The organism is Streptomyces sp. NPDC020681 (genome assembly GCF_044334895.1).
Classification (GTDB): Bacteria; Actinomycetota; Actinomycetes; order Streptomycetales; family Streptomycetaceae; genus Streptomyces.
Genome location: NZ_JBIRTX010000011.1, coordinates 193,169 through 210,931, shown reverse-complemented (window position 1 = coordinate 210,931; position 17,763 = coordinate 193,169). Strand labels below are relative to the sequence as shown.

The window sequence follows — 17,763 nt, the reverse complement described above, 5'->3', positions numbered from 1 at the left end:
CCCCGCCCCTCAGCCACCCGCCTTGTACGACTCCGCAGCCTTCGCCACGGTCGCCGGCTGGACCACCTTCAGACCTCCCGGGACCTTGCTGTCCGGCTTCATGATCAGGCTCTGCCGGGTCGAGGCAGCGGCGGGGTCGGAGAAGTTGTGCGCGATGCCGAAGCCGCTGTCGTACGAGGACAGGGTCAGCAGGGCCTTGTCGATGCCCGCCCTGGTCAGGTCCTTGGCCGCACACGCCTTCTTGAGCACCTCGCCGTAGACGCTGGCGGCGGTGTAGCCCGCGACCACGCCGTTGTCGAGCCCGTCCTTGGGATAGGCGGCCTTGTACTCCTTGGCGAGCTTGGCGGGACCGGCGCCCGGGTCACCGATGGGGAGGGTGGAGGCGGCGACGTAGTAGTCCTTCGTCAGTGCGGGTGCCGCCGGGGTGGCCAGCAGCTGCGGCGCGAAGGCGGAGTTGTTGCCGATCATGGGGACGTTGAAGCCGCCGGCCGCGGCGACGCCGACCAGCGAGGCCGCCTGCCGTGGTCCCGCGCTGATCACGACCGCTTTGACGCCTGCCTTCTTGAGCGCGGCGACCTGGGCGGTCATGTCGTTGTCGGTCGGCTTGATCTTCTGCTCGACGACGGTCAGCCCGGCCTGCGCGGCCGCGTACTTGGAGCCCGTCAGGGCGTTCTCGCCGTAGTCGCCCTCGAAGTAGACATGGCCGATCTTGTCGCCCTTGGCGATGCGCTTCTGGGTGAGGAGATAGTCGACCGCGTTGATCGTCTCGATGTCGTACGTGGCTCCCACGACCCGGATGTACGGGCTGCCGAGCAGCGAGGCCGACCAGGCCTGCGGCAGCACAAGTCCCTTGTCCTGGCCGTCGATACGGCCCTTGACCGCGGCGACGAAGGGTGAGCCGATGAACTGGGCGAAGCCGAGCACCTTCGGTTCGAGTTCGGTGTACCCGGCGACGGCCTTCTGCGGGTCGTAGCCGTGGTCCCGGACGGTGAGCTGGATCGTGCGGCCGCAGATGCCGCCGGCCGCGTTGGTCTGCTTCGCCCACAGCTGCTGCGCCTGCGTGACGCTCTTGCCGAGCGAGGCGTAGACGCCGGTCATGTCGGTGAGCACGCCGAGGGTGATGGTCTTGGCGGTGACGCCTTCGCCGGTCTTCACCCCTCCGGCGTCCTTCTCACCTCCGCCGCCGTCGGTGGCCTTCGAGCTGCATCCGGCGAGGCCGGCACCGGTCAGGGTCAGGGCGGCGGCCAGCGCCACCGCTGCGCTCAGACGTGACTTCATGTCTACTCCCGTGGGGTCTTGCGTGAGGTGATGAGACGGGTGAGTCCGCCGGGCAGGAAGAGGACGGCCGCTACGACCGCGGCGCCGTACAGATAGCGCGATGCCTCGCCGGGCGAGACGCCGCCCGTGCCGGGGGCGGAGACCAGCGGCAGGGTGTCGCTGTAGTGGGTGAGGAGCTGGGGCAGCAGAGAGACGAAGGCCGCGCCGACGACGGCGCCGGCGACCGTTCCGAGGCCTCCGATCACGATCATGGCGAGGTATTCGAGGGAAAGGATCACACCGAAGTACTCGGGGACAGTGCGCTGGAAGACCAACGCGATCAGTACGCCGGCGAGGCCCGCGTACATCGAGGACAGGACGAAGACGGCGGCCCGGTAACGGGCGACCGGGACGCCCATGACACCCGCGGCGATGCGGTGGTCGCGGATGGCGTTCATGGCCCGGCCGGGGCGGCTTCGCAGCACTCCGCGGGCGAAGAGGCCGCAGCCGAAGAGGGCGAGCAGTGCCACGTACCAGAGCTTCTCGGCGGACTGGAAGGGGACGGCCGCGACGACCGTCTCGCTGTCGTCGAAGTCGATGCCGAAGAGCGAGAGGGGCGGCACCGCGCGGCCGTTGAACCCTCCCGTCAGGTCACCGGCGTTGAAGAGGACGTGCTGGCCGATGAAGATCAGCGCGAGCGTGGCGATGCCGAGATACGCGCCGCGCAGCCGGCCGGCGATGGGGCTGAACAGGCCGCCCGCCGCACCCGCGACGAGCACTGCCAGCACGGCTGCGAGCCAGGTCGGCAGGCCGAGGCCGATGAGGCGGTGGCCGTTCTCGACGCCGCTGTCGCCCGCGAGGACGCAGTAGCTGTAGGCGCCCACCGCCAGGAAGAAGGCGTGCCCCATGGACAGCTGCCCGGTGGCGCCGGTGAGGAGGTTGATGCCGATCGCGCCGATCGCGGCCGCCATCGCGAAGAGTCCGGCCTGCAGCCAGAAGCGGTCGAGGTAGAAGGGCAGGACGAGGAGCAGGATGCTGCCGGCGATCCAGACGTACGCCTTGGGACTCTTCGCATGCGCCCAGGGACTCTTCACGTACCCCTTGAGGCTCTTGGCCACGATGGTCTTGGGGTTCTTCAGCGTCTCAGACACGGACGGGCTCCTTTGTGCCGAAGAGTCCGGCAGGCCTGAGCAGCAGGACGAGCACCATCACGAGATACGGCGCGAGATCGCCGATCCCCCGGCCCAGGAAGGAAAGTTCGCTCTGGTAGCCGGTGGCGAAGGACTCGGTGACACCGACGATCAGGCCGCCCGCGAGCGCCCCGGTGGTGGAGTCGAGCCCGCCGAGGATCGCCGCCGGGAAGGCTTTGAGCGCGGCGAGCGAGGTGGCGCGTTCGAGCCCCGGAGTCGGGAACACGGTGAGGAAGAGCGCCGCGACCGCGGCGAGCGCACCGGCGACCGCCCAGGCGGCGAGCGACACCCGGCCCAGGCGCACCCCCATCAGCGCTGCGGTCTCGGGGTTCTCGGCCGCCGCGCGCATCGACACGCCCCAGGAGGTGTACCGGAACGCGAGCAGGAACGCGGTGATGAGCAGGGCCGCCGAAACGAAGGCTGCGATACGGGTCTGCGCGATGGTGATGTCCCCGATGGTGACGACACGGTCGCCCCATGGGTCGCCGAGTGCGAGGACGTCCGTGCCGATACGGCGGGTGAGTTCGGTGGTCAGGAGGATGTCGACGCCGATGGTGACGATGGCCAGGACACTGTGGTCGGCGCCCCGGTAACGGCGCATGACGAGGAATTCCACGGCCGCGCCGACGACGGCCGCGCCCGCGATGCCGACGGCGAGCGCGGCCCAGAAGCCGATGTCGTCGTGGAGCACCGCGGTGACATAGCCGCCCGCGAGAAGCAGCGACGCATGGGCGAAGTTGACGACTTCGGTCGCCTTGAAGATGACGACGAAGCCGAGCGCGATCAGCGCGTAGACGGCGCCGATGGACAGTCCGCCGAGGAGGAGTTCCGTAAAGGTCGTCATGCCTGGGCCTCCGTTCCTAGGTAGGCCTGCACGACGGCCGGGTCGTTCTGCACCTGCGCGGGTGTGCCGTCGGCGATCCGGCGCCCGAAGTCGAGTACGGTCACGGCGTCCGCGAGCCGCATCACCACCCCCATGTCGTGTTCGACGAGCACAATGGATATGCCGAGGCTGTCGCGTACGCCCGCGATGACGGAGGCGGTCTGCCGCCGCTCGTCCGCGGTCATGCCGGCGACCGGCTCGTCGAGCAGCAGCAGCTGCGGCTCCATGCACAGGGCGCGGCCGAGTTCGACGAGCTTCTGTTTTCCGTACGGAAGGGCTCCCGCGGGCCGGTCCAGATCGCCGCCGAGCCCGACGAACTCGGCGATCTCCCGTACGCGCTCGTAGTGTTGGCGCGCCTCGCGGGCGGCGGACGGCAGCCGGAGACCGGCGGCGACAAAACCGGTGCGGCTGAGCCGGTGGCGACCGAGCAGCAGGCTGTCGGCGACGGTGGTGTGGGGCGGCAGGGCCAGGTTCTGGAAGGTGCGGGCAATGCCGAGCCCGGCGATGCGGTGCGGCGGCAGGCCGGTGAGTTCGGCGGCGCCGAATCCGACACTGCCGGAGGTGGCCTGGTAGACGCCGGACAGGACATTGAAGCAGGTGGACTTGCCTGCGCCGTTGGGGCCGATGACGGCGTGGACACTGCCGGGCTCGACGCTGAAGGAGACGGCGTCGAGGGCGGTGAGCCCGGCGAAGCGGACGGTGAGAGCACGGACCTCGAGGGTGGGGGGCGCTGTCATGCGGACCACCTGCGCAGGGTTCGTGCCTCGGCGCGCACCGCATCCTCCGCGGCCGTTTCGTCGACCACGCCCAGATAGCGCCGGCGCACCTCGTCCGAGGCGGCGAGCCGGTCCGCGGGCCCCTCCAGGGCGACCTCGCCGACGTCGAGTACGTACGCCGTCGAGGCGAGCCGCAGCGCGATGGCCGCGTTCTGTTCCACCAGCAGGACCGAGGTGCCGCTCGCGTTGATCTCCTGGACCGTCTCGGCGATCCGCGCCGCCATCAGCGGGGCGAGGCCGAGCGAGGGCTCGTCGAGCAGCAGCAGCCTCGGCCGGGCCATCAGCGCCCGGCCGAGTGCCAGCATCTGCTGTTCGCCGCCCGACAGCAGCCCGGCGCGCTGGTGGGTCCGGTCGGCGAGGACGGGGAACAGTTCATGCACGCGGGCGAGCGCCGCAGCGGTCTCCCGCCGCCCGCCGCGCACGCCCAGCGCGCCTGCCCGCAGATTGTCGGCCACGGTCATCCGTGCGAACACCTGGCGCCCCTCGGGGACTTGGACCACGCCGGCAGCGACGACCCGTGCGGGGCTCAGCCCGTCGAGAGAGCGGCCGTCGAAGCGGATACTGCCGGTGGCGCTGCCGCGCTGGAAGGCGAGCGTGCGGGAGATGGCGCGCAGCAGTGTCGACTTACCGGCGCCGTTCCCGCCGAGGACGGCGACGATCTCGCCGTCGGGTACGTCGACGGAGACATCGCGCAGTGCCTTGACGGGTCCGTAACCGACGGTCAGCCCGCGTACTTCGAGCGACGCGGCGACTGCGGCTGCGGCCATGCGGTACCCCTTTCTCCGGCTTGTCCTGTGAGGGCACACATCAGCACCGGGGAGGCGCACCGTCCACGCCGGACGGCCGAAACGTTGCCGATGACCAGCGTGCAGCGCGAGCATTGTGCTCCGGCACAAGGGCTGGCATCCTCCCGTCATGGGTGGCCACAGAGCGCGCACCGAGCGTGAATGGTCCGTCCTGGTGAGCGCCTCCGAGGTGCTGATGGAGCGCGTGCCGAGGCTGACGGACCAGCTCATCGAGGAACTCCGGTCCCATTCACAGCAGTTCGATCTCGCCGTGCCGCCCGACGAGCACTGGCAGCAGATCAACGAGGCGATGCGGTACGGCATCGAGGCGCTGGCCTCGCCGCGTTCGGCGCCGCGTCGGGACCTGAGCTATGCGCAACAGCTTGGCCGGCGGCGCGCGGAGCAGGGGCTGCCGCTCGATCTGGTGCTGTACGCGTACCGGCATGCGGGCTACCTCGTCTGGGACGAGCTCCTGGAGATCGTCTCGGACAAGGGACCGGAGGGGCTGCCGGTGCTGGTGCATCTGGCGTCCCACATGTGGGCCGGGGTCGACCGGCAGGCGTCGACGGTCGCGGACGCGTATCGCGGTACTGAGCAGGAGATGCAGCGGCGCAGCGACGAGCGGGTGCAGGCGCTGCTGGACGCGCTGCTCGAGGGCCGGTCCACGCCGGGCCTGGCGGCGAGCGCGGCGGCGGGTCTGGACCTGCCGGAGCAGGGGCGCTACGCGGTGGTCGTGGTCCGGGTGGAGCGCACGGCGGGGCGTGAGCCGTTCCACCGTGTCGCGGCGGCGGAGGGCATGCGGTTCTTCTGGCGGATGCGTACGGAGTACGAGGTCGCCGTGGTCGCACTGGAGGAGGCGGGGCTTACGGAGCTGGCGGCCGTGCTGCACCGGCACTGCCAGGGCCCGGGCGGGATCAGCCCGGTGGTGTCGGGCCTGGCGGACCTGGGCCTGGCCCGGCGCCTGGCGGAGACGGCACTGCGCACCTGCGGCCCGGACGCGCACAGGATCGTGCGCCTGGACGAACGCCTCCCGACGGCACTGGTGGTGAGCCAGCCGGAGCTGTCGGCCCGGCTGATCGCGGACGTGTTCGGCCCGCTGCTGGACCTGGACCCGGCGGACAGGGCGGTGCTGCTGGAAACGCTGGACGCCTGGCTGGACTGCGGCGGCTCGGCGGGCCGCGCGGCGACGCGGCTGTACTGCCACCGGAACACGGTGTTCAACCGCTTGCGTCGCTTGGAACAGCTGACGTCGCGGTCACTGGGACGCCCGCGGGACCTGATCGAGATGACCTTGGCGCTGGACGCGTTCCGCCTGACACCGGGGTGAGGGGGCATCGGCCGGGGGTGCCGCGCCGCGCCCGCAGTTGCGGGAAGGGGCGGGGAGGAGGCACCTCCCCGGGCCCACCCCGCCCGTCACGTCACGTCACGTCACGTCAGGAAGTCCCGCGCAATCCCCTCCGCCACCCGCTCCAGCAGCGGGCCCGCCTCCGCCATGCTCCTCGCCGGGTCCTTTTCCAGTTCCGTCAGGGCGTAGGCGCGGCGGATGCCCGCGCGGCCCAGGGCCTCCGGCGGGAGGGCGAGGCGACCGCAGACCGCGATGACCTCTTTGCCGGCCGCGCGGGCCGCGGACGCGACGCCCGCGGGGGCCTTGCCGTGGAGGGTCTGTTCGTCCAGAGACCCCTCGCCCGTGATCACCAGGGTCGCCCGGGCCAGCGCCGGGGCGAAGCCGAGGACGTCGAGCATGACCTCGATGCCCGGGCGGAAGCTCGCTCCGAGTGCGACGAGCGCGCCGTAGCCGATGCCGCCGGCCGCGCCCGCGCCGGGCAGGTCCGCCTGGGAGGGGCCGAGGACGGAGGCGTAGTGCGCGAGGGCCGCGTCCAGCGTGGCCACGTCGTCCGGGGTCGCGCCCTTCTGCGGGCCGTACACCGCCGGTGCGCCCTTGGGCCCGGTGAGCGGGTTGTCGACGTCGCTGGCGAGGACCAGCTCGACCTCCTTGAGGCGCGGGTCGAGCCCGGTCAGGTCCGCCGTGTCGAGTTCGCGCAGACCCGCGCCGCCCGGCGGGACGGGCGCGCCGCCCGCGTCCAGGAAGCGGGCGCCGAGCGCGGCGAGCATGCCCGCGCCGCCGTCCGTGGTCGCGCTGCCGCCGACGCCGAAGACGATGGTCCGCGCTCCCGCGTCGAGCGCGGCCAGCAGCAGCTCGCCGGAGCCGTAGGTCGTCGCGGTGAGCGGTGCGAAGACGCCTTCGGGGAGGTGCTGGAGGCCGGAGGCCTCCGCCATCTCCACCACCGCGGTGTCGTCCCGCAGCGCGTACGCCGCGGTCACGCTCTGCCCGAGCGGCCCGGTGACCTGCACTTCACGGCGTTGGAAACCGGCCGCCACCGCCGCCGCGACCGTGCCGTCGCCGCCGTCGGCGACGGGCAGCGTGTCGACCGCCAGACCGGGAACGACCCGCTGGAGCCCCGCCTTGACCCGCTCGGCGACCTCTACGGCCGTGAGCGAGCCCTTGAACTTGTCAGCCGCGACGAGCACTCGCGCGGGCTGAGTAACTGCTCCGTCCGTCACCTTGCTATCCCTTGCTTTCGAACAGGCAGTCGCGCCGAGGCGACCTTATCCGCCAGGTCTCCGGAGGTGCCACCCCCACCGAGCCCTAAAACGGGTCATAACGATAGAACCTGCCACGTCGGCGAATTCTCTGCGCCCACCACCGCGCGATTCGGCCGCCCTTTCGGTAAACCGGACGTATGGGACTGCATCAAGCGGAGCTCGCCGACCGGATTCTCGGCGGCTGGCTGGGCAGAATCGCGGGCAACATGCTCGGCAAGCCCGTGGAGCGCGGTGATCACTGGACGCGCGAGCGCATCGACCGCTATCTGCGCCGTACCGACGCACTCCCGCTGAACGACTACCTTCCCGGGCCACCGGCGGACGCGGCACCCGGCGAGTTCGAGCTGCGCCCGGAGTGGCGGCAGTGCGTGCGGGGCCGCATCCACGGCAGTTGCCGGGACGACGACGTGGACTACGCGATCCTCGGGCTGGATCTCCTCCAGACGCACGGCTTCGCGTTCACCACCGAGCAGGTGGGCGAGTTGTGGCTGCTGCGGCTGCCGTTCCTGCAAACGTTCACCGCCGAGCGGGCCGCCTACCGCAATCTCGCGAACGGCCTCAAGCCGCCGCTGACCGCCTCGTACGACAACCCGTACCAGGAGTGGATCGGCGCTCTCATCCGCGCCGACATCTTCGGCTGGACCAGTCCGGGCGACCCGCAGCGCGCCGCCGCGCTCGCCCGCCGCGACGCGGTGCTCTCGCACACCGGCAACGGCGTGTACGGGGCGATGTGGGCGGCGGCCATGATCGCCGCCGCATTCACCGCGCGCGGTCCACGGGAGGCCGTCGAGACGGCGCTGGACCGCATCCCGGCAAGCAGCCGCCTCGCCCGCACCGTCCGCCACACCACGGCGCTGTACGACTCGGGCACATCCTGGTCCGACACGCTCACCGAGCTGGAGGTGCGGACCGGCGGCCTCGGCTGGATCCACACCGTGCCGAACGCCGCGGTTCTGACGGCCGGACTGCTGTACGGCGCCGGTGACTTCAGCAGCACGATCGCTCTCACGGTCCGCGGCGGCCTGGACACCGACTCCAACGGGGCGACGGCGGGTTCGGTGGCGGGCGTACTGTGCGGCGCGGCCGCGATCCCTGCCCAGTGGACGGACCCGCTGGAGGACCGGGTAAGCAGTGCGGTGTTCGGATTCGACGGGGCCCGGATCAGCGAACTGGCCGAACGCACCCTCAGGTTGGCCACGGCGACCGATCAGGCGTCCGGTCGGGCGGCTGGTTAGGCTTCCGGCGTGACCACATCGGACTACGCCACCTACATCGCCTCCCTCCCCCGGATTCTCGCCGGCGCCGCGGTGCTGCTGCGCGACGACCGGGAGCGCGTGCTGATCGTCGAGCCCAACTACCGCAAGGGCTGGGCCCTGCCCGGCGGAACCGTCGAGTCCGACCACGACGAGACGCCGCGGCAGGCGGCCCGGCGGGAGACGCTGGAGGAGATCGGGCTGGACGTGGTGCCGGGCGCGCTGCTGGCGGTCGACTGGGTGCGGGGCAACGCGCGGCCGCCGATCGCCGCGTATGTGTACGACGGCGGTGTGCTGACCGAGGAGCAGCTCCAGGCGATCCGGCTCCAGGAGGAGGAGCTGCTGTCCTGGCGGCTGGTCCCGCGCGACGAGGTCCGCGCGTACCTGCTGGGATCGCTGGGCCACCGTGTCCTGGCCTCGCTCGACACGCTGGCCGCGGGGACCGGGCCGGTGGAACTGGTGGACGGCCTGCCGCCCGCCTGACGGCCGCCGCCCCAGGGCCGTCTATTGGCTCGCGGCCGCCACCGCGCGCTGCGTACGCTCACCGCATGACTCTGGTCGCGATCCTCAGCGGCGCCGGCATCTCCACCGACTCCGGCATCCCCGACTACCGCGGGCCCAACGGTCTGTGGCGTCGCGACCCGGAGGCGGAGAAGCTTGTCACCTACGACTACTACATGTCCGATGCGGACATCCGGCGCCGCTCCTGGCAGATGCGGCGCACCAGCCCGACCTGGCGCGCCGAGCCGAACGCCGCACACCGGGCCGTCGCCGAACTTGACCGGCGGCCCGGCTTCGCCGTCCGGGTGATCACGCAGAACGTCGACGGGCTGCACCAGCTCGCCGGCATGCCGGACCGCAAGGTGCTCGAACTGCACGGCACCTCAAGGACGGTGGTCTGCACCCAGTGCCACGACCGCTCCTCGATGGAGGAGGCGCTGAAGCGGGTCGAGGCGGGCGAGGAGGACCCGCCGTGCCGTGTCTGCGGCGGGATTCTGAAGTCGGCGACGGTCATGTTCGGGCAGCGTCTCGACCCGGAGGTGCTGGGCCAGGCGCTGGCGATCGCCAAGGCCAGCGAGGTGTTCATCGCGGTCGGCACCAGTCTGCAGGTGCAGCCGGCGGCGTCGCTGGCGGGCATCGCGGCGGAACACGGTGCGCGGCTGATCGTGGTCAACGCCGAGCCGACGCCGTACGACGAGCTGGCGCAGGAGATCCTCCGCGAGCCCATCGGGACGGCTCTGCCGACGCTGCTGCAAGGGCTCGAAGCGGGCTAGAACAGGGCGTTGTCCGGGGTCCCGGACTCGAACGCGAGCAGGCGCTGCTTGCGGTCGAGTCCGCCCCCGTATCCGACGAGGCTGCCCGTCGAGCCGATCACCCGATGACACGGGACGATGATCCCGATCGGGTTCTTCCCGTTGGCCAGACCGACCGCGCGGGATGCGCCCACGTTGCCGAGCGCCTCGGCCAGTTCGCCGTAGGTCCGGGTCTCGCCGTACGGAATCCGCCGCAGCTGCTCCCACACCCGCTGCTGGAAGTCCGTGCCGTGCAGCCGCATCGGCAGGTCGAACTCCGTCAGCTCACGGGCGAAATACGCCTCCAGCTGGCGGATCGCCTCGCCGAAGGGCGCCGGGTCCTCAACGCCGAAGGTCTCCTCGTCGGGCCGGTGACGCTGCTGGACCATGTAGAGGCCGCTCAGCTCCCCGTCGGTGGCGACGAGGGTCAGCGGGCCGTAAGGGCTGTCGACGACCGTGTACTGCTTGGTCATGGCTGAACTTCCTTATGCGGGGAGGCGGTTGATGGGGTGATCGTCGGTGGCCCAGAGGTACTGGACGGCGTACGCCCGCCACGGCCGCCAGGCCGCGGCACGCTCGGTGAGCGCGGCCGGGGTCGCGGGCATGCCGAGTTCGGCGGCCGCGCGGCGCATCCCGAGGTCGCCGGGGAGAAAGGCGTCGGGGTCGCCGAGTGCCCGCATCGCGATCACCTCGACGGTCCAGGGGCCGAAGCCGGGCAGCGCGGTCAGCCGCGCGCGGGCCTCGTCCCAGTCGCTGTCGATGCCGAGCCCCAGCGATCCGTCGGCGAGGCCGGCGACCAGGGTCGTGAGGGTGGTGCGGCGGCTCCGGGGCAGCGCCAGGGTCTCGGGGTCGAGTGCGGCAAGCGCTTCGGAGGACGGGAAGAGGTGGGTGAGGCCGCCCTCGGGGTCCTCGATCGCCCGGCCTTGGGCGGTGACCAGCCGCGCGGCGTGCGTGCGGGCAGCGGCCGTCGAGACCTGCTGGCCGAGCACCGCCCGTACGGCGAACTCCGCCGCGTCGACGGTGCGTGGCACCCGCCTGCCCGGGGCCTTGTCGACCAGCGGTGCGAGCTGTGGATCCGTACGCAGCTGGTCGTCGACGGCGACCGGGTCGGCGTCCAGGTCGAGCATCCAGCGACAGCGGCTGATCGCGATGGTCAGATCGCGCGGGTCGGTGAGCGAGAGCCGGCAGGCGATGTGGTCGGGCTGCGGCGTGAGGGCGACGATGCCGTGGCCGTACGGAAGGCTCAGCGTGCGCCGGTACGCCCCGTCCCGCCACTCCTCGACGCCGGGAACGCCCGTCGCGGCGAGATGACCGAAGAGGTTGCTGGGGTTGAGCGGTGCGCGGTACGGCAGCCGCAGCGCGATGACTCCAGGAGTCTGCGGCGGTGCGCTCCTGCTGCGGGCCGCGCGGGCGCGCAGGTCACCGGGTGCGAGCGCGAAGACCTCGCGGACGGTGTCGTTGAAGGTACGGATCGAGGAGAAGCCGGCCGCGAAGGCGATCTCGGCCATGGCGAGAGCGGTGGTCTCGATGAGGAGACGGGCGGTCTGGGCGCGCTGGGCGCGGGCCAGGGCGAGCGGTCCCGCGCCCAGTTCGGCGAGGAGCTGGCGCTCGATCTGGCGCGTGGAGTAGCCGAGGCGGGCGGCGAGGCCCGGTACGCCTTCGCGGTCGACCACTCCGTCCCTGATCAGACGCATGGCGCGGGCGACGGTGTCGGCGCGGGCGTTCCACTCCGGCGACCCCGGGCTGGTGTCCGGGCGGCAGCGCTTGCAGGCCCGGAATCCGGCCTGCTGGCAGGCCGCGGCGCTCGGGTAGAAGACCATGTTCTCGACCTTCGGCGGCACGACCGGGCAGCTGGGGCGGCAGTAGATCCCCGTGGTCAGCACGGCCGTGAAGAACCAGCCGTCGAATCGGGCGTCCTTCGACTGGACGGCGCGTACGCAACGCTCGGTGTCGGTGTGCATGGGTCAAGCATCGGGCACAGCGTGTGCTCGGGCTGGCGAGAAAACGACATCAACCTTCCGCTGCCAGGGCCGCGGCGAACTCCTCGTACGCCCGCTCGTCGAACAGTACAAACCGCACCTCGGAGACCGGCGCGGCGGCGGCCTCGCGGACGGTACGGATCGCGATCCGCGCGCCGTCGTCCATCGGCCAGCCGTAGATCCCGGTCGAGATGGCCGGGAAGGCGACGGTGCTCGCCCCCAACTCCCGTGCCACGCGCAGCGATTCGCGGTAGCAGGAGGCGAGGAGGCCGCTGCGGTCCTGTGCGCGCGACCAGACCGGCCCCACGGTGTGGATCACATGCGCGGCGTCGAGACGGCCTGCGGTGGTGGCGACGGCCTGGCCGGTGGGGAGGCCCTTGCCGTAGTGGGACGCGCGCAGAGCGCGGCACTCGGCGAGGATCTCGGGGCCGCCGCGGCGGTGGATGGCTCCGTCGACTCCGCCGCCGCCGAGCAGCGAGGAATTGGCGGCGTTGACGATGGCGTCGGCCTGCTGCTGCGTGATGTCGCCGCGGACGAGGACGATGGCGACCTGGCGGTGCGGTGTCATACGTCCATCATCGCGCGGGCACCACCCCGCCGGCCCGCGTTGCCGAGCCGGGCCGCGCTGCTCAGTGGCCGCGTTGGTCAGTGGGCCGCGCGCAGGACGCGCCACACCGCCTTCGCCGCGTGGTGGCCGGACATCCCGTGCACGCCCGGGCCCGGCGGCGTCGCGGACGAGCAGAGGAAGACGGCGGGATGCGCGGTCGCGTACGGCACGCGGGCCAGCTTGGGCCGCAGGATCGTCTGGAGCCCCGCGAAGGCTCCGCAGGCGATGTCCCCGCCGACGTAGTTGGCGTTCCGCGCGGCCAGTTGGGGCGGTCCCGCCGTCGCGCGGGCGAGCACGAGGTCGCGGAATCCCGGCGCGAAGCGCTCCAGCTGCCGCTCGATGACGTCCGTGGCGTCTCCGTCCCAGCCCGCCGGGACATGGCCGTACGCCCACAGCACATGCTTGCCGGCCGGGGCCCTGGACGGGTCGATCACGCTCGGCTGCGCGGTGATCAGGAAGGGGACCCTCGGGTCGCGGCCGCTCACCGCGGCGGTCAGGGCCGAATCGATCTCGCCGGCGGTCGGCCCGATGTGCACGGTCCCGGCCGCGCGGGCCTCCTTCGCGGTCCACGGGACGGGTCCCGACAGCGCGTAGTCGATCTTGAAGGCGGCCGCGCCGTAGCGATAGTGGTCGTACGACCTGCCGAGGCCCGCGATGCGGGCGAGCGCCGTCGGCGAGGTGTCGAAGATGTACGCGCGGGCCGGCGGCAGCTCGTCGAGCCGCTTGACCTCGGCGCCGGTGTGGATCGTGCCGCCCTGCTCGCGCAGATACGAGGCGAGGGCGTCGGAGATCGCCTGCGAACCGCCGCGCGGCACGGGCCAGCCCTTGGCATGCGCGGCCAGCGCGAACATCAGGGCGATGCCGCCGGTGGCGAGGCCCGAGGTGGGCGCGATGGCATGGGCGGCGAGCCCGGCGAACAGGCCACGGGCGCGCTCGCCGTCGAAGCGGCGCGAGAGCCAGGTGGCGGGCTGGAGCGCGGTCAGCCCGAAGCGTGCGAAACGATACGGGGCGCGGGGCAGCCCGTCCCACGGCGTACGCAGGAAGTCGGCGGCGAGCGAGTCCCAGTGGCCGAGATAGGGCGCGACCAGCCGGCGGTACGCACCGGCGTCCGTGGCCCCGAGCGACATCGCGGTCTCACCGACCGAGCGGCTGAGCACGGCGGCGGTGCCGTCCGGGAACGGGTGCGCGAGCGGCAGATCGGGCTGGAGCCACTCCAGCCCGTGCCGCGCCAGGGGCATCGCGGCGAACGCGGGCGAGCCGATGCCGAGCGGGTGTACGGCGGAGCACGGGTCGTGGCGGAAGCCGGGGAGGGTGAGCTCCTCGGTGCGGGCGCCTCCGCCGACGGTGTCCAGGGCTTCGTACACCGCCACCGAGAAGCCGCGGCGGGCCAGTTCGACAGCGGCGGTCAGCCCGTTGGGTCCCGCCCCCACGACGACGGCATCGAGCATCGACGGCACCTTCGGACTCCTTTGTCAGCCGATGGCCAAGGGCCCCAGGATATTCCGGCGCACCGACAGCGTCGGCGGCGGTAGCGTCCCGTCGGTGAACACCCTGATCGAAGCGATGTCCCAGCAGCTCATGGGCGTGCCCGGAGTACGGGCCGTCGCCCTGGGCGGCAGCCGGGCCCGCGGGACGCACCGCCCGGACTCCGACTGGGATCTGGGTGTCTACTACCGCGGTCCGGTGGATGTGGCCGGGCTGTCGTCGCTGGCGCGCGAGCTGACGGGCGCGGACGTGGAGGTCGCCGGGCCCGGCGGATGGGGCGCATGGGTCGACGGGGGTGCGTGGCTGTCCGTGGACGGCATGCGGATCGACTGGATCCTGCGGGACCTGGACCGGGTGGAACGCGTCTGGGCGGACTGCCGGGCGGGCCGCTACGAGACGGGCGTGCAGCCGGGGCATCCGCTGGGCTTCTGGTCGCCGGCGTACGCGGGCGAGGTGGCGCTGTGCGTTGTACTGGCGGACGCGGAGGGCGAGTTGACGGCGCTGCGGGCCGCGGCACAGCAGTACCCGGAGCCACTGCGCAGGGCGCTGATCGACGCGTCGTGGGAGGCGGACTTCTCCGTCACCGCGGCGTCCAAGTCGGCGGCGACGGGAGACGCGCTGCATGTGTCGCTGTGCCTGTCCCGCGCGTTCGGCATCCTGACGCAGTCGCTGCACGCGCACCACCGGGTGTGGTGCGTCAACGAAAAGGGGGCGCTGGCCTCGGCGTGCCGGCTGCGGGACACACCGGTGGACTTCCGCGCTCGGGTGGAGTCCGCGCTCCGGTCGCTGACGCCTGGGGCGGTCGCGGCAGCGGGGGAGCTGGTGGACGACGTACGTGCGGTGCTGCGCTGAGGCACCCGGTTTCGGTGAGCTCCCCGGGCCACAGGAGCCCTAACCCGCCCGTCCCCGGGTCTCACTGGCCCCGGAGCAGGTCCCTGATGCGCCCCGCCGTGGCCGCGTCACGCGCCGCCGTGAACGGGAGCGTATTGCCGCCCGCTATGCGGAATTTGTCTCCGGCGACCGTCACATGCGTACCGCCCGCCTCCGACACCAGCAGCAGACCAGCCGCGTGGTCCCACGCGTTCTCCCACGAGAAGGCGACCGCGTCCAGTGCACCGCGGGCGACCGAGAGGTACTCCAGGCCCGCCGAGCCGCACGGCCTGCCCTCGACCCCCGGGACGTTGAGACCGAGCAAAGCCCGCTTCTGGTCCGGCGTCGTGTAGTCCGGGTGCGACATGGCGACTTCGAGCACCGCGCCCGGCGCGGGTGAACCGGAGCGTATCGGCGTGCCGTTGAGCCGGGCACCGCCGCCGCGGACCGCGATGGCCATTTCCTCCAGCACCGGTGCGTACGTCCAGGACGCCAGCACCTCGCCGTGGAGCGCGAGAGCGACGAGCGTGCAGAACCCCGGCTCGCCGCGGACGAACTGCCGTGTGCCGTCGACCGGATCGACGATCCAGACCGGCGCGTCCCCCTTCAGCGCCTCGTACACGGACGGGTCAGCGTGCACCGCCTCCTCGCCGACCACGACGGAGCCCGGCAGCAGCGCCGTCAGGGACGCGGTGAGGTGCTCCTCGGCATTGCGGTCGGCCGTCGTCACCAGGTCGTGCGGACCGCTCTTCTCGACGATCTCGTGTGCGGCGAGCTGTCGGTAGCGGGGCGTGATCTCGGTGGCGGCCGCCTTGCGGACCGCCTCCTCGACGTCGGACAGGTCACCGGCCAAAAAGTCATCGATCATATGTCCAGCTAAGCATGGTCCGCTGACATCGTGCTGTCCGCTCAGCGCCCCACCGCGTAACCCTGCATTCCTCTCGGGTTCGCCGCGGAGGAGAGGATTCCGGTGTGTGGATCCCTGGCGACCGCGCACAGCCTGCCCTCCGACCAGGCATCACCGACGGTGACAAGATGACCGCGCCGCCGCAGCTCGGCGATGACATCGGGGCCGATCCGGGATTCCACGGTCACGCTCCCCGGCCGCATTCCGCGCGGATGGAAGGAGCCGGGAAAACTGTCGTTGTGCCAGTTCGGCGCGTCGATCGCGCCCTGCAGGTCGAGCCCGCCGCGTACCGCGGGGCGCAGCGCGACGGCCAGGAAGAAGTGCAGCTGCCACTGGTCCTGCTGGTCGCCGCCGGGTGTGCCGAACGCCATGACCGGTACGCCCTCACGCACCGCAATGGACGGCGTGAGTGTGGTGCGCGGCCTGCGGCCGGGGGTGAGTGAGTTCGGCAGACCGGGGTCCAGCCAGGCCATCTGGAGCCGGGTTCCGAGCGGGAAGCCGAGCTCGGGCACGACCGGGTTGGACTGGAGCCAGCCGCCGCTCGGCGTGGCGGCGACCATGTTGCCCCAGCGGTCGACGACATCGATGTGACAGGTGTCACCGCGGGTGCCGCCGTCCGCGGCGACGTCGGAAGCGAAAGCGGCGACGTCCGAGGCGTCCGACGCGAACCCGGCGACCGTCGGCTCCCCCGCGCCCGCAGCGGGAATCCCCATCGCGTCGTACCCGGGCTCCCCCGCGGCCACCGCGGTGGCGTGGGCGCTCATCTTCGGAGTCCGCCCGCCCGGGCTGCCCGGCCGGAGCTCGTACGAGGCCTTCTCGCCGACGAGCGCGCGCCGCGCGGCGTTGTACGGCTCGGAGAACAGCTCGTCGAGCGGGACCTCGGCCGCGTCCCCGTACCAGGCTTCCCGGTCGGCCATCGCCAACTTGCAGCCCTCGACGAGCAGATGGACGTACTCCCCCGATCCGTACTCCGGAAGCTCCTCGGGAAGCAGCGCAAGCTGCTGGAGCAGCGCGGGACCCTGGCTCCAGCCGCCCGCCTTGCACAGGGTCCAGCCGTTCCAGTCGAAGGTCGCGGGCGCTTCGTAGGCGGCGGAGAATCCGGCGAGGTCGGCGGCGGTCAGGGTGCCGGTGTGCCGCTTTCCGCTGGTGTCCATGGTGGCTTCGGACGCCTGCCGGACCAGCGCCTCGGCGATGAAGCCCGCACGCCACACCCGCCGCGCCGCCTCGATCTCGGCCACCCGGCCGCCGCCCGCGGACTCGGCCGACGACTCGGCGATCAGCCGCCGCCAGGTCGCGGCGAGGGCGGGGTTGCGGAAGAGCTCACCCGAGACCGGCGCGCGGCCGCCGGGCAGATAGACGTCGGCGGACGAGGTCCACTCGGTCTCGAAGAGTTCGCGGACACTCTCCACGGTCTGGCCGACACGCTCGACCGGCGGATGTCCGTCCTCCGCGTATCCGACGGCGTAACGCAGCACATCCGCAAGGGACTTGGTGCCGTGGTCGCGCAGCAGCACCATCCAGGCGTCGAACGCTCCCGGCACCGCGGCGGCCAGCGGCCCGGTCCCCGGCACGAGGTCGAGCCCGAGCGAACGGTAGTGCTCGATGTTCGCGCCGGCCGGCGCCGGCCCCTGCCCGCAGAGCACCTGCACCTCGCCGTCGGCCGGCGCGAGAATGATCGGCACCTCGCCTGCGGGACCGCACAGATGCGGTTCGACGACATGGAGGACGAACCCGGCGGCCACGGCCGCGTCGTAGGCGTTGCCACCGTCCTCGAGCACGGCCATCGCGGACTGGGAGGCGAGCCAGTGGGTCGACGACACCATGCCGAAGGTGCCCTGGAGCGTGGGGCGGGTGGTGAACATGAAGCCAGCCTCT

At 72.1% G+C, this 17,763-nt stretch carries 17 protein-coding genes; 5 read left to right on the top strand and 12 right to left on the bottom strand.

The window, feature by feature from the left end; genetic code table 11:
* Positions 1–9: 9 nt before the first annotated feature.
* Genes ACH4YL_RS25475 through ACH4YL_RS25455 form a run of 5 tightly spaced genes read right to left on the bottom strand, consistent with a single transcriptional unit; the run spans position 10 to position 4,873 of the window.
* The gene (locus ACH4YL_RS25475) at positions 10–1,278 is read right to left on the bottom strand and encodes an ABC transporter substrate-binding protein (RefSeq protein ID WP_398509740.1); all 1,269 of its coding nucleotides are present in this window, start codon (positions 1,276–1,278) and stop codon (positions 10–12) included.
* 2 nt (positions 1,279–1,280) lie between these two features.
* Positions 1,281–2,351: a branched-chain amino acid ABC transporter permease gene (locus tag ACH4YL_RS25470; RefSeq protein ID WP_398509792.1), complete on the bottom strand. Its 1,071-nt coding sequence runs from the start codon at positions 2,349–2,351 to the stop codon at positions 1,281–1,283.
* A 49-nt stretch (positions 2,352–2,400) separates the two neighbouring features.
* The gene (locus ACH4YL_RS25465) at positions 2,401–3,291 is read right to left on the bottom strand and encodes a branched-chain amino acid ABC transporter permease (RefSeq protein WP_398509739.1); all 891 of its coding nucleotides are present in this window, start codon (positions 3,289–3,291) and stop codon (positions 2,401–2,403) included.
* Entirely contained in the window at positions 3,288–4,067 is a 780-nt protein-coding gene (locus tag ACH4YL_RS25460) for an ABC transporter ATP-binding protein (RefSeq protein ID WP_398509738.1), read from the bottom strand. The genes ACH4YL_RS25465 and ACH4YL_RS25460 overlap by 4 nt, the downstream gene beginning before the upstream one ends.
* On the bottom strand, positions 4,064–4,873 hold the full coding sequence (locus ACH4YL_RS25455; RefSeq protein WP_398509737.1) for an ABC transporter ATP-binding protein: 810 nt from the start codon (positions 4,871–4,873) through the stop codon (positions 4,064–4,066). The genes ACH4YL_RS25460 and ACH4YL_RS25455 overlap by 4 nt, the downstream gene beginning before the upstream one ends.
* A 148-nt stretch (positions 4,874–5,021) precedes the next feature.
* Here ACH4YL_RS25455 and ACH4YL_RS25450 point away from each other — a divergent pair, with 148 nt between their 5' ends.
* Complete coding sequence (locus tag ACH4YL_RS25450; protein ID WP_398509736.1) at positions 5,022–6,218, top strand: PucR family transcriptional regulator; 1,197 nt, start codon at positions 5,022–5,024, stop codon at positions 6,216–6,218.
* 101 nt (positions 6,219–6,319) lie between these two features.
* On the opposite strand, the gene ACH4YL_RS25445 is transcribed toward ACH4YL_RS25450, so the two are convergent.
* On the bottom strand, positions 6,320–7,453 hold the full coding sequence (locus tag ACH4YL_RS25445; protein WP_398509735.1) for a glycerate kinase: 1,134 nt from the start codon (positions 7,451–7,453) through the stop codon (positions 6,320–6,322).
* Between the two features lie 179 nt (positions 7,454–7,632).
* Between ACH4YL_RS25445 and ACH4YL_RS25440 the strand changes: the two genes are divergently transcribed.
* The 3 genes from ACH4YL_RS25440 to ACH4YL_RS25430 all read left to right on the top strand — a co-directional run bounded on the left by ACH4YL_RS25440 (position 7,633) and on the right by ACH4YL_RS25430 (position 10,022).
* Positions 7,633–8,730, top strand: a complete 1,098-nt coding sequence (locus ACH4YL_RS25440; protein WP_398509734.1) for an ADP-ribosylglycohydrolase family protein — start codon at positions 7,633–7,635, stop codon at positions 8,728–8,730.
* A 9-nt stretch (positions 8,731–8,739) separates the two neighbouring features.
* A complete protein-coding gene (locus ACH4YL_RS25435) occupies positions 8,740–9,231 on the top strand; it encodes an NUDIX domain-containing protein (protein ID WP_398509733.1) in 492 nt (163 codons plus the stop codon).
* 65 nt (positions 9,232–9,296) lie between these two features.
* Entirely contained in the window at positions 9,297–10,022 is a 726-nt protein-coding gene (locus ACH4YL_RS25430; RefSeq protein WP_398509732.1) for an SIR2 family NAD-dependent protein deacylase, read from the top strand.
* Here ACH4YL_RS25430 and ACH4YL_RS25425 read toward each other — a convergent pair.
* From ACH4YL_RS25425 to ACH4YL_RS25410, 4 genes are all read right to left on the bottom strand, one after another.
* Complete coding sequence (locus ACH4YL_RS25425) at positions 10,019–10,513, bottom strand: methylated-DNA--[protein]-cysteine S-methyltransferase (protein ID WP_398509731.1); 495 nt, start codon at positions 10,511–10,513, stop codon at positions 10,019–10,021. The genes ACH4YL_RS25430 and ACH4YL_RS25425 overlap by 4 nt on opposite strands.
* A gap of 12 nt (positions 10,514–10,525) precedes the next feature.
* Entirely contained in the window at positions 10,526–12,001 is a 1,476-nt protein-coding gene (locus tag ACH4YL_RS25420) for an AlkA N-terminal domain-containing protein (protein ID WP_398509730.1), read from the bottom strand.
* 49 nt (positions 12,002–12,050) lie between these two features.
* Complete coding sequence (locus ACH4YL_RS25415; protein ID WP_398509729.1) at positions 12,051–12,587, bottom strand: O-acetyl-ADP-ribose deacetylase; 537 nt, start codon at positions 12,585–12,587, stop codon at positions 12,051–12,053.
* Between the two features lie 77 nt (positions 12,588–12,664).
* The gene (locus ACH4YL_RS25410; RefSeq protein WP_398509728.1) at positions 12,665–14,083 is read right to left on the bottom strand and encodes a phytoene desaturase family protein; all 1,419 of its coding nucleotides are present in this window, start codon (positions 14,081–14,083) and stop codon (positions 12,665–12,667) included.
* Between the two features lie 106 nt (positions 14,084–14,189).
* Here ACH4YL_RS25410 and ACH4YL_RS25405 point away from each other — a divergent pair, with 106 nt between their 5' ends.
* Complete coding sequence (locus ACH4YL_RS25405; protein ID WP_398509791.1) at positions 14,190–14,963, top strand: nucleotidyltransferase domain-containing protein; 774 nt, start codon at positions 14,190–14,192, stop codon at positions 14,961–14,963.
* A gap of 61 nt (positions 14,964–15,024) precedes the next feature.
* Here ACH4YL_RS25405 and ACH4YL_RS25400 read toward each other — a convergent pair whose 3' ends face one another.
* Together ACH4YL_RS25400 and ACH4YL_RS25395 are read right to left on the bottom strand one after the other, a co-directional pair.
* Positions 15,025–15,849, bottom strand: a complete 825-nt coding sequence (locus ACH4YL_RS25400) for an inositol monophosphatase family protein (protein WP_398509727.1) — start codon at positions 15,847–15,849, stop codon at positions 15,025–15,027.
* 41 nt (positions 15,850–15,890) lie between these two features.
* A complete protein-coding gene (locus ACH4YL_RS25395) occupies positions 15,891–17,750 on the bottom strand; it encodes a gamma-glutamyltransferase family protein (RefSeq protein WP_398509726.1) in 1,860 nt (619 codons plus the stop codon).
* Positions 17,751–17,763 lie beyond the last annotated feature (13 nt).

What these genes read in the sequence shown, in the direction of transcription:
- ACH4YL_RS25475 (WP_398509740.1), bottom strand. Translation starts at nt 1,278, where the DNA reads ATGAAGTCACGTCTGAGCGCAGCGGTGGCGCTGGCCGCCGCCCTGACC.
- ACH4YL_RS25465 (WP_398509739.1), bottom strand. Translation starts at nt 3,291, where the DNA reads ATGACGACCTTTACGGAACTCCTCCTCGGCGGACTGTCCATCGGCGCC.
- ACH4YL_RS25460 (WP_398509738.1), bottom strand. Translation starts at nt 4,067, where the DNA reads ATGACAGCGCCCCCCACCCTCGAGGTCCGTGCTCTCACCGTCCGCTTC.
- ACH4YL_RS25455 (WP_398509737.1), bottom strand. Translation starts at nt 4,873, where the DNA reads ATGGCCGCAGCCGCAGTCGCCGCGTCGCTCGAAGTACGCGGGCTGACC.
- ACH4YL_RS25450 (WP_398509736.1), top strand. Translation starts at nt 5,022, where the DNA reads ATGGGTGGCCACAGAGCGCGCACCGAGCGTGAATGGTCCGTCCTGGTG.
- ACH4YL_RS25440 (WP_398509734.1), top strand. Translation starts at nt 7,633, where the DNA reads ATGGGACTGCATCAAGCGGAGCTCGCCGACCGGATTCTCGGCGGCTGG.
- ACH4YL_RS25430 (WP_398509732.1), top strand. Translation starts at nt 9,297, where the DNA reads ATGACTCTGGTCGCGATCCTCAGCGGCGCCGGCATCTCCACCGACTCC.
- ACH4YL_RS25425 (WP_398509731.1), bottom strand. Translation starts at nt 10,513, where the DNA reads ATGACCAAGCAGTACACGGTCGTCGACAGCCCTTACGGCCCGCTGACC.
- ACH4YL_RS25420 (WP_398509730.1), bottom strand. Translation starts at nt 12,001, where the DNA reads ATGCACACCGACACCGAGCGTTGCGTACGCGCCGTCCAGTCGAAGGAC.
- ACH4YL_RS25415 (WP_398509729.1), bottom strand. Translation starts at nt 12,587, where the DNA reads ATGACACCGCACCGCCAGGTCGCCATCGTCCTCGTCCGCGGCGACATC.
- ACH4YL_RS25405 (WP_398509791.1), top strand. Translation starts at nt 14,190, where the DNA reads ATGTCCCAGCAGCTCATGGGCGTGCCCGGAGTACGGGCCGTCGCCCTG.
- ACH4YL_RS25400 (WP_398509727.1), bottom strand. Translation starts at nt 15,849, where the DNA reads ATGATCGATGACTTTTTGGCCGGTGACCTGTCCGACGTCGAGGAGGCG.
- ACH4YL_RS25395 (WP_398509726.1), bottom strand. Translation starts at nt 17,750, where the DNA reads ATGTTCACCACCCGCCCCACGCTCCAGGGCACCTTCGGCATGGTGTCG.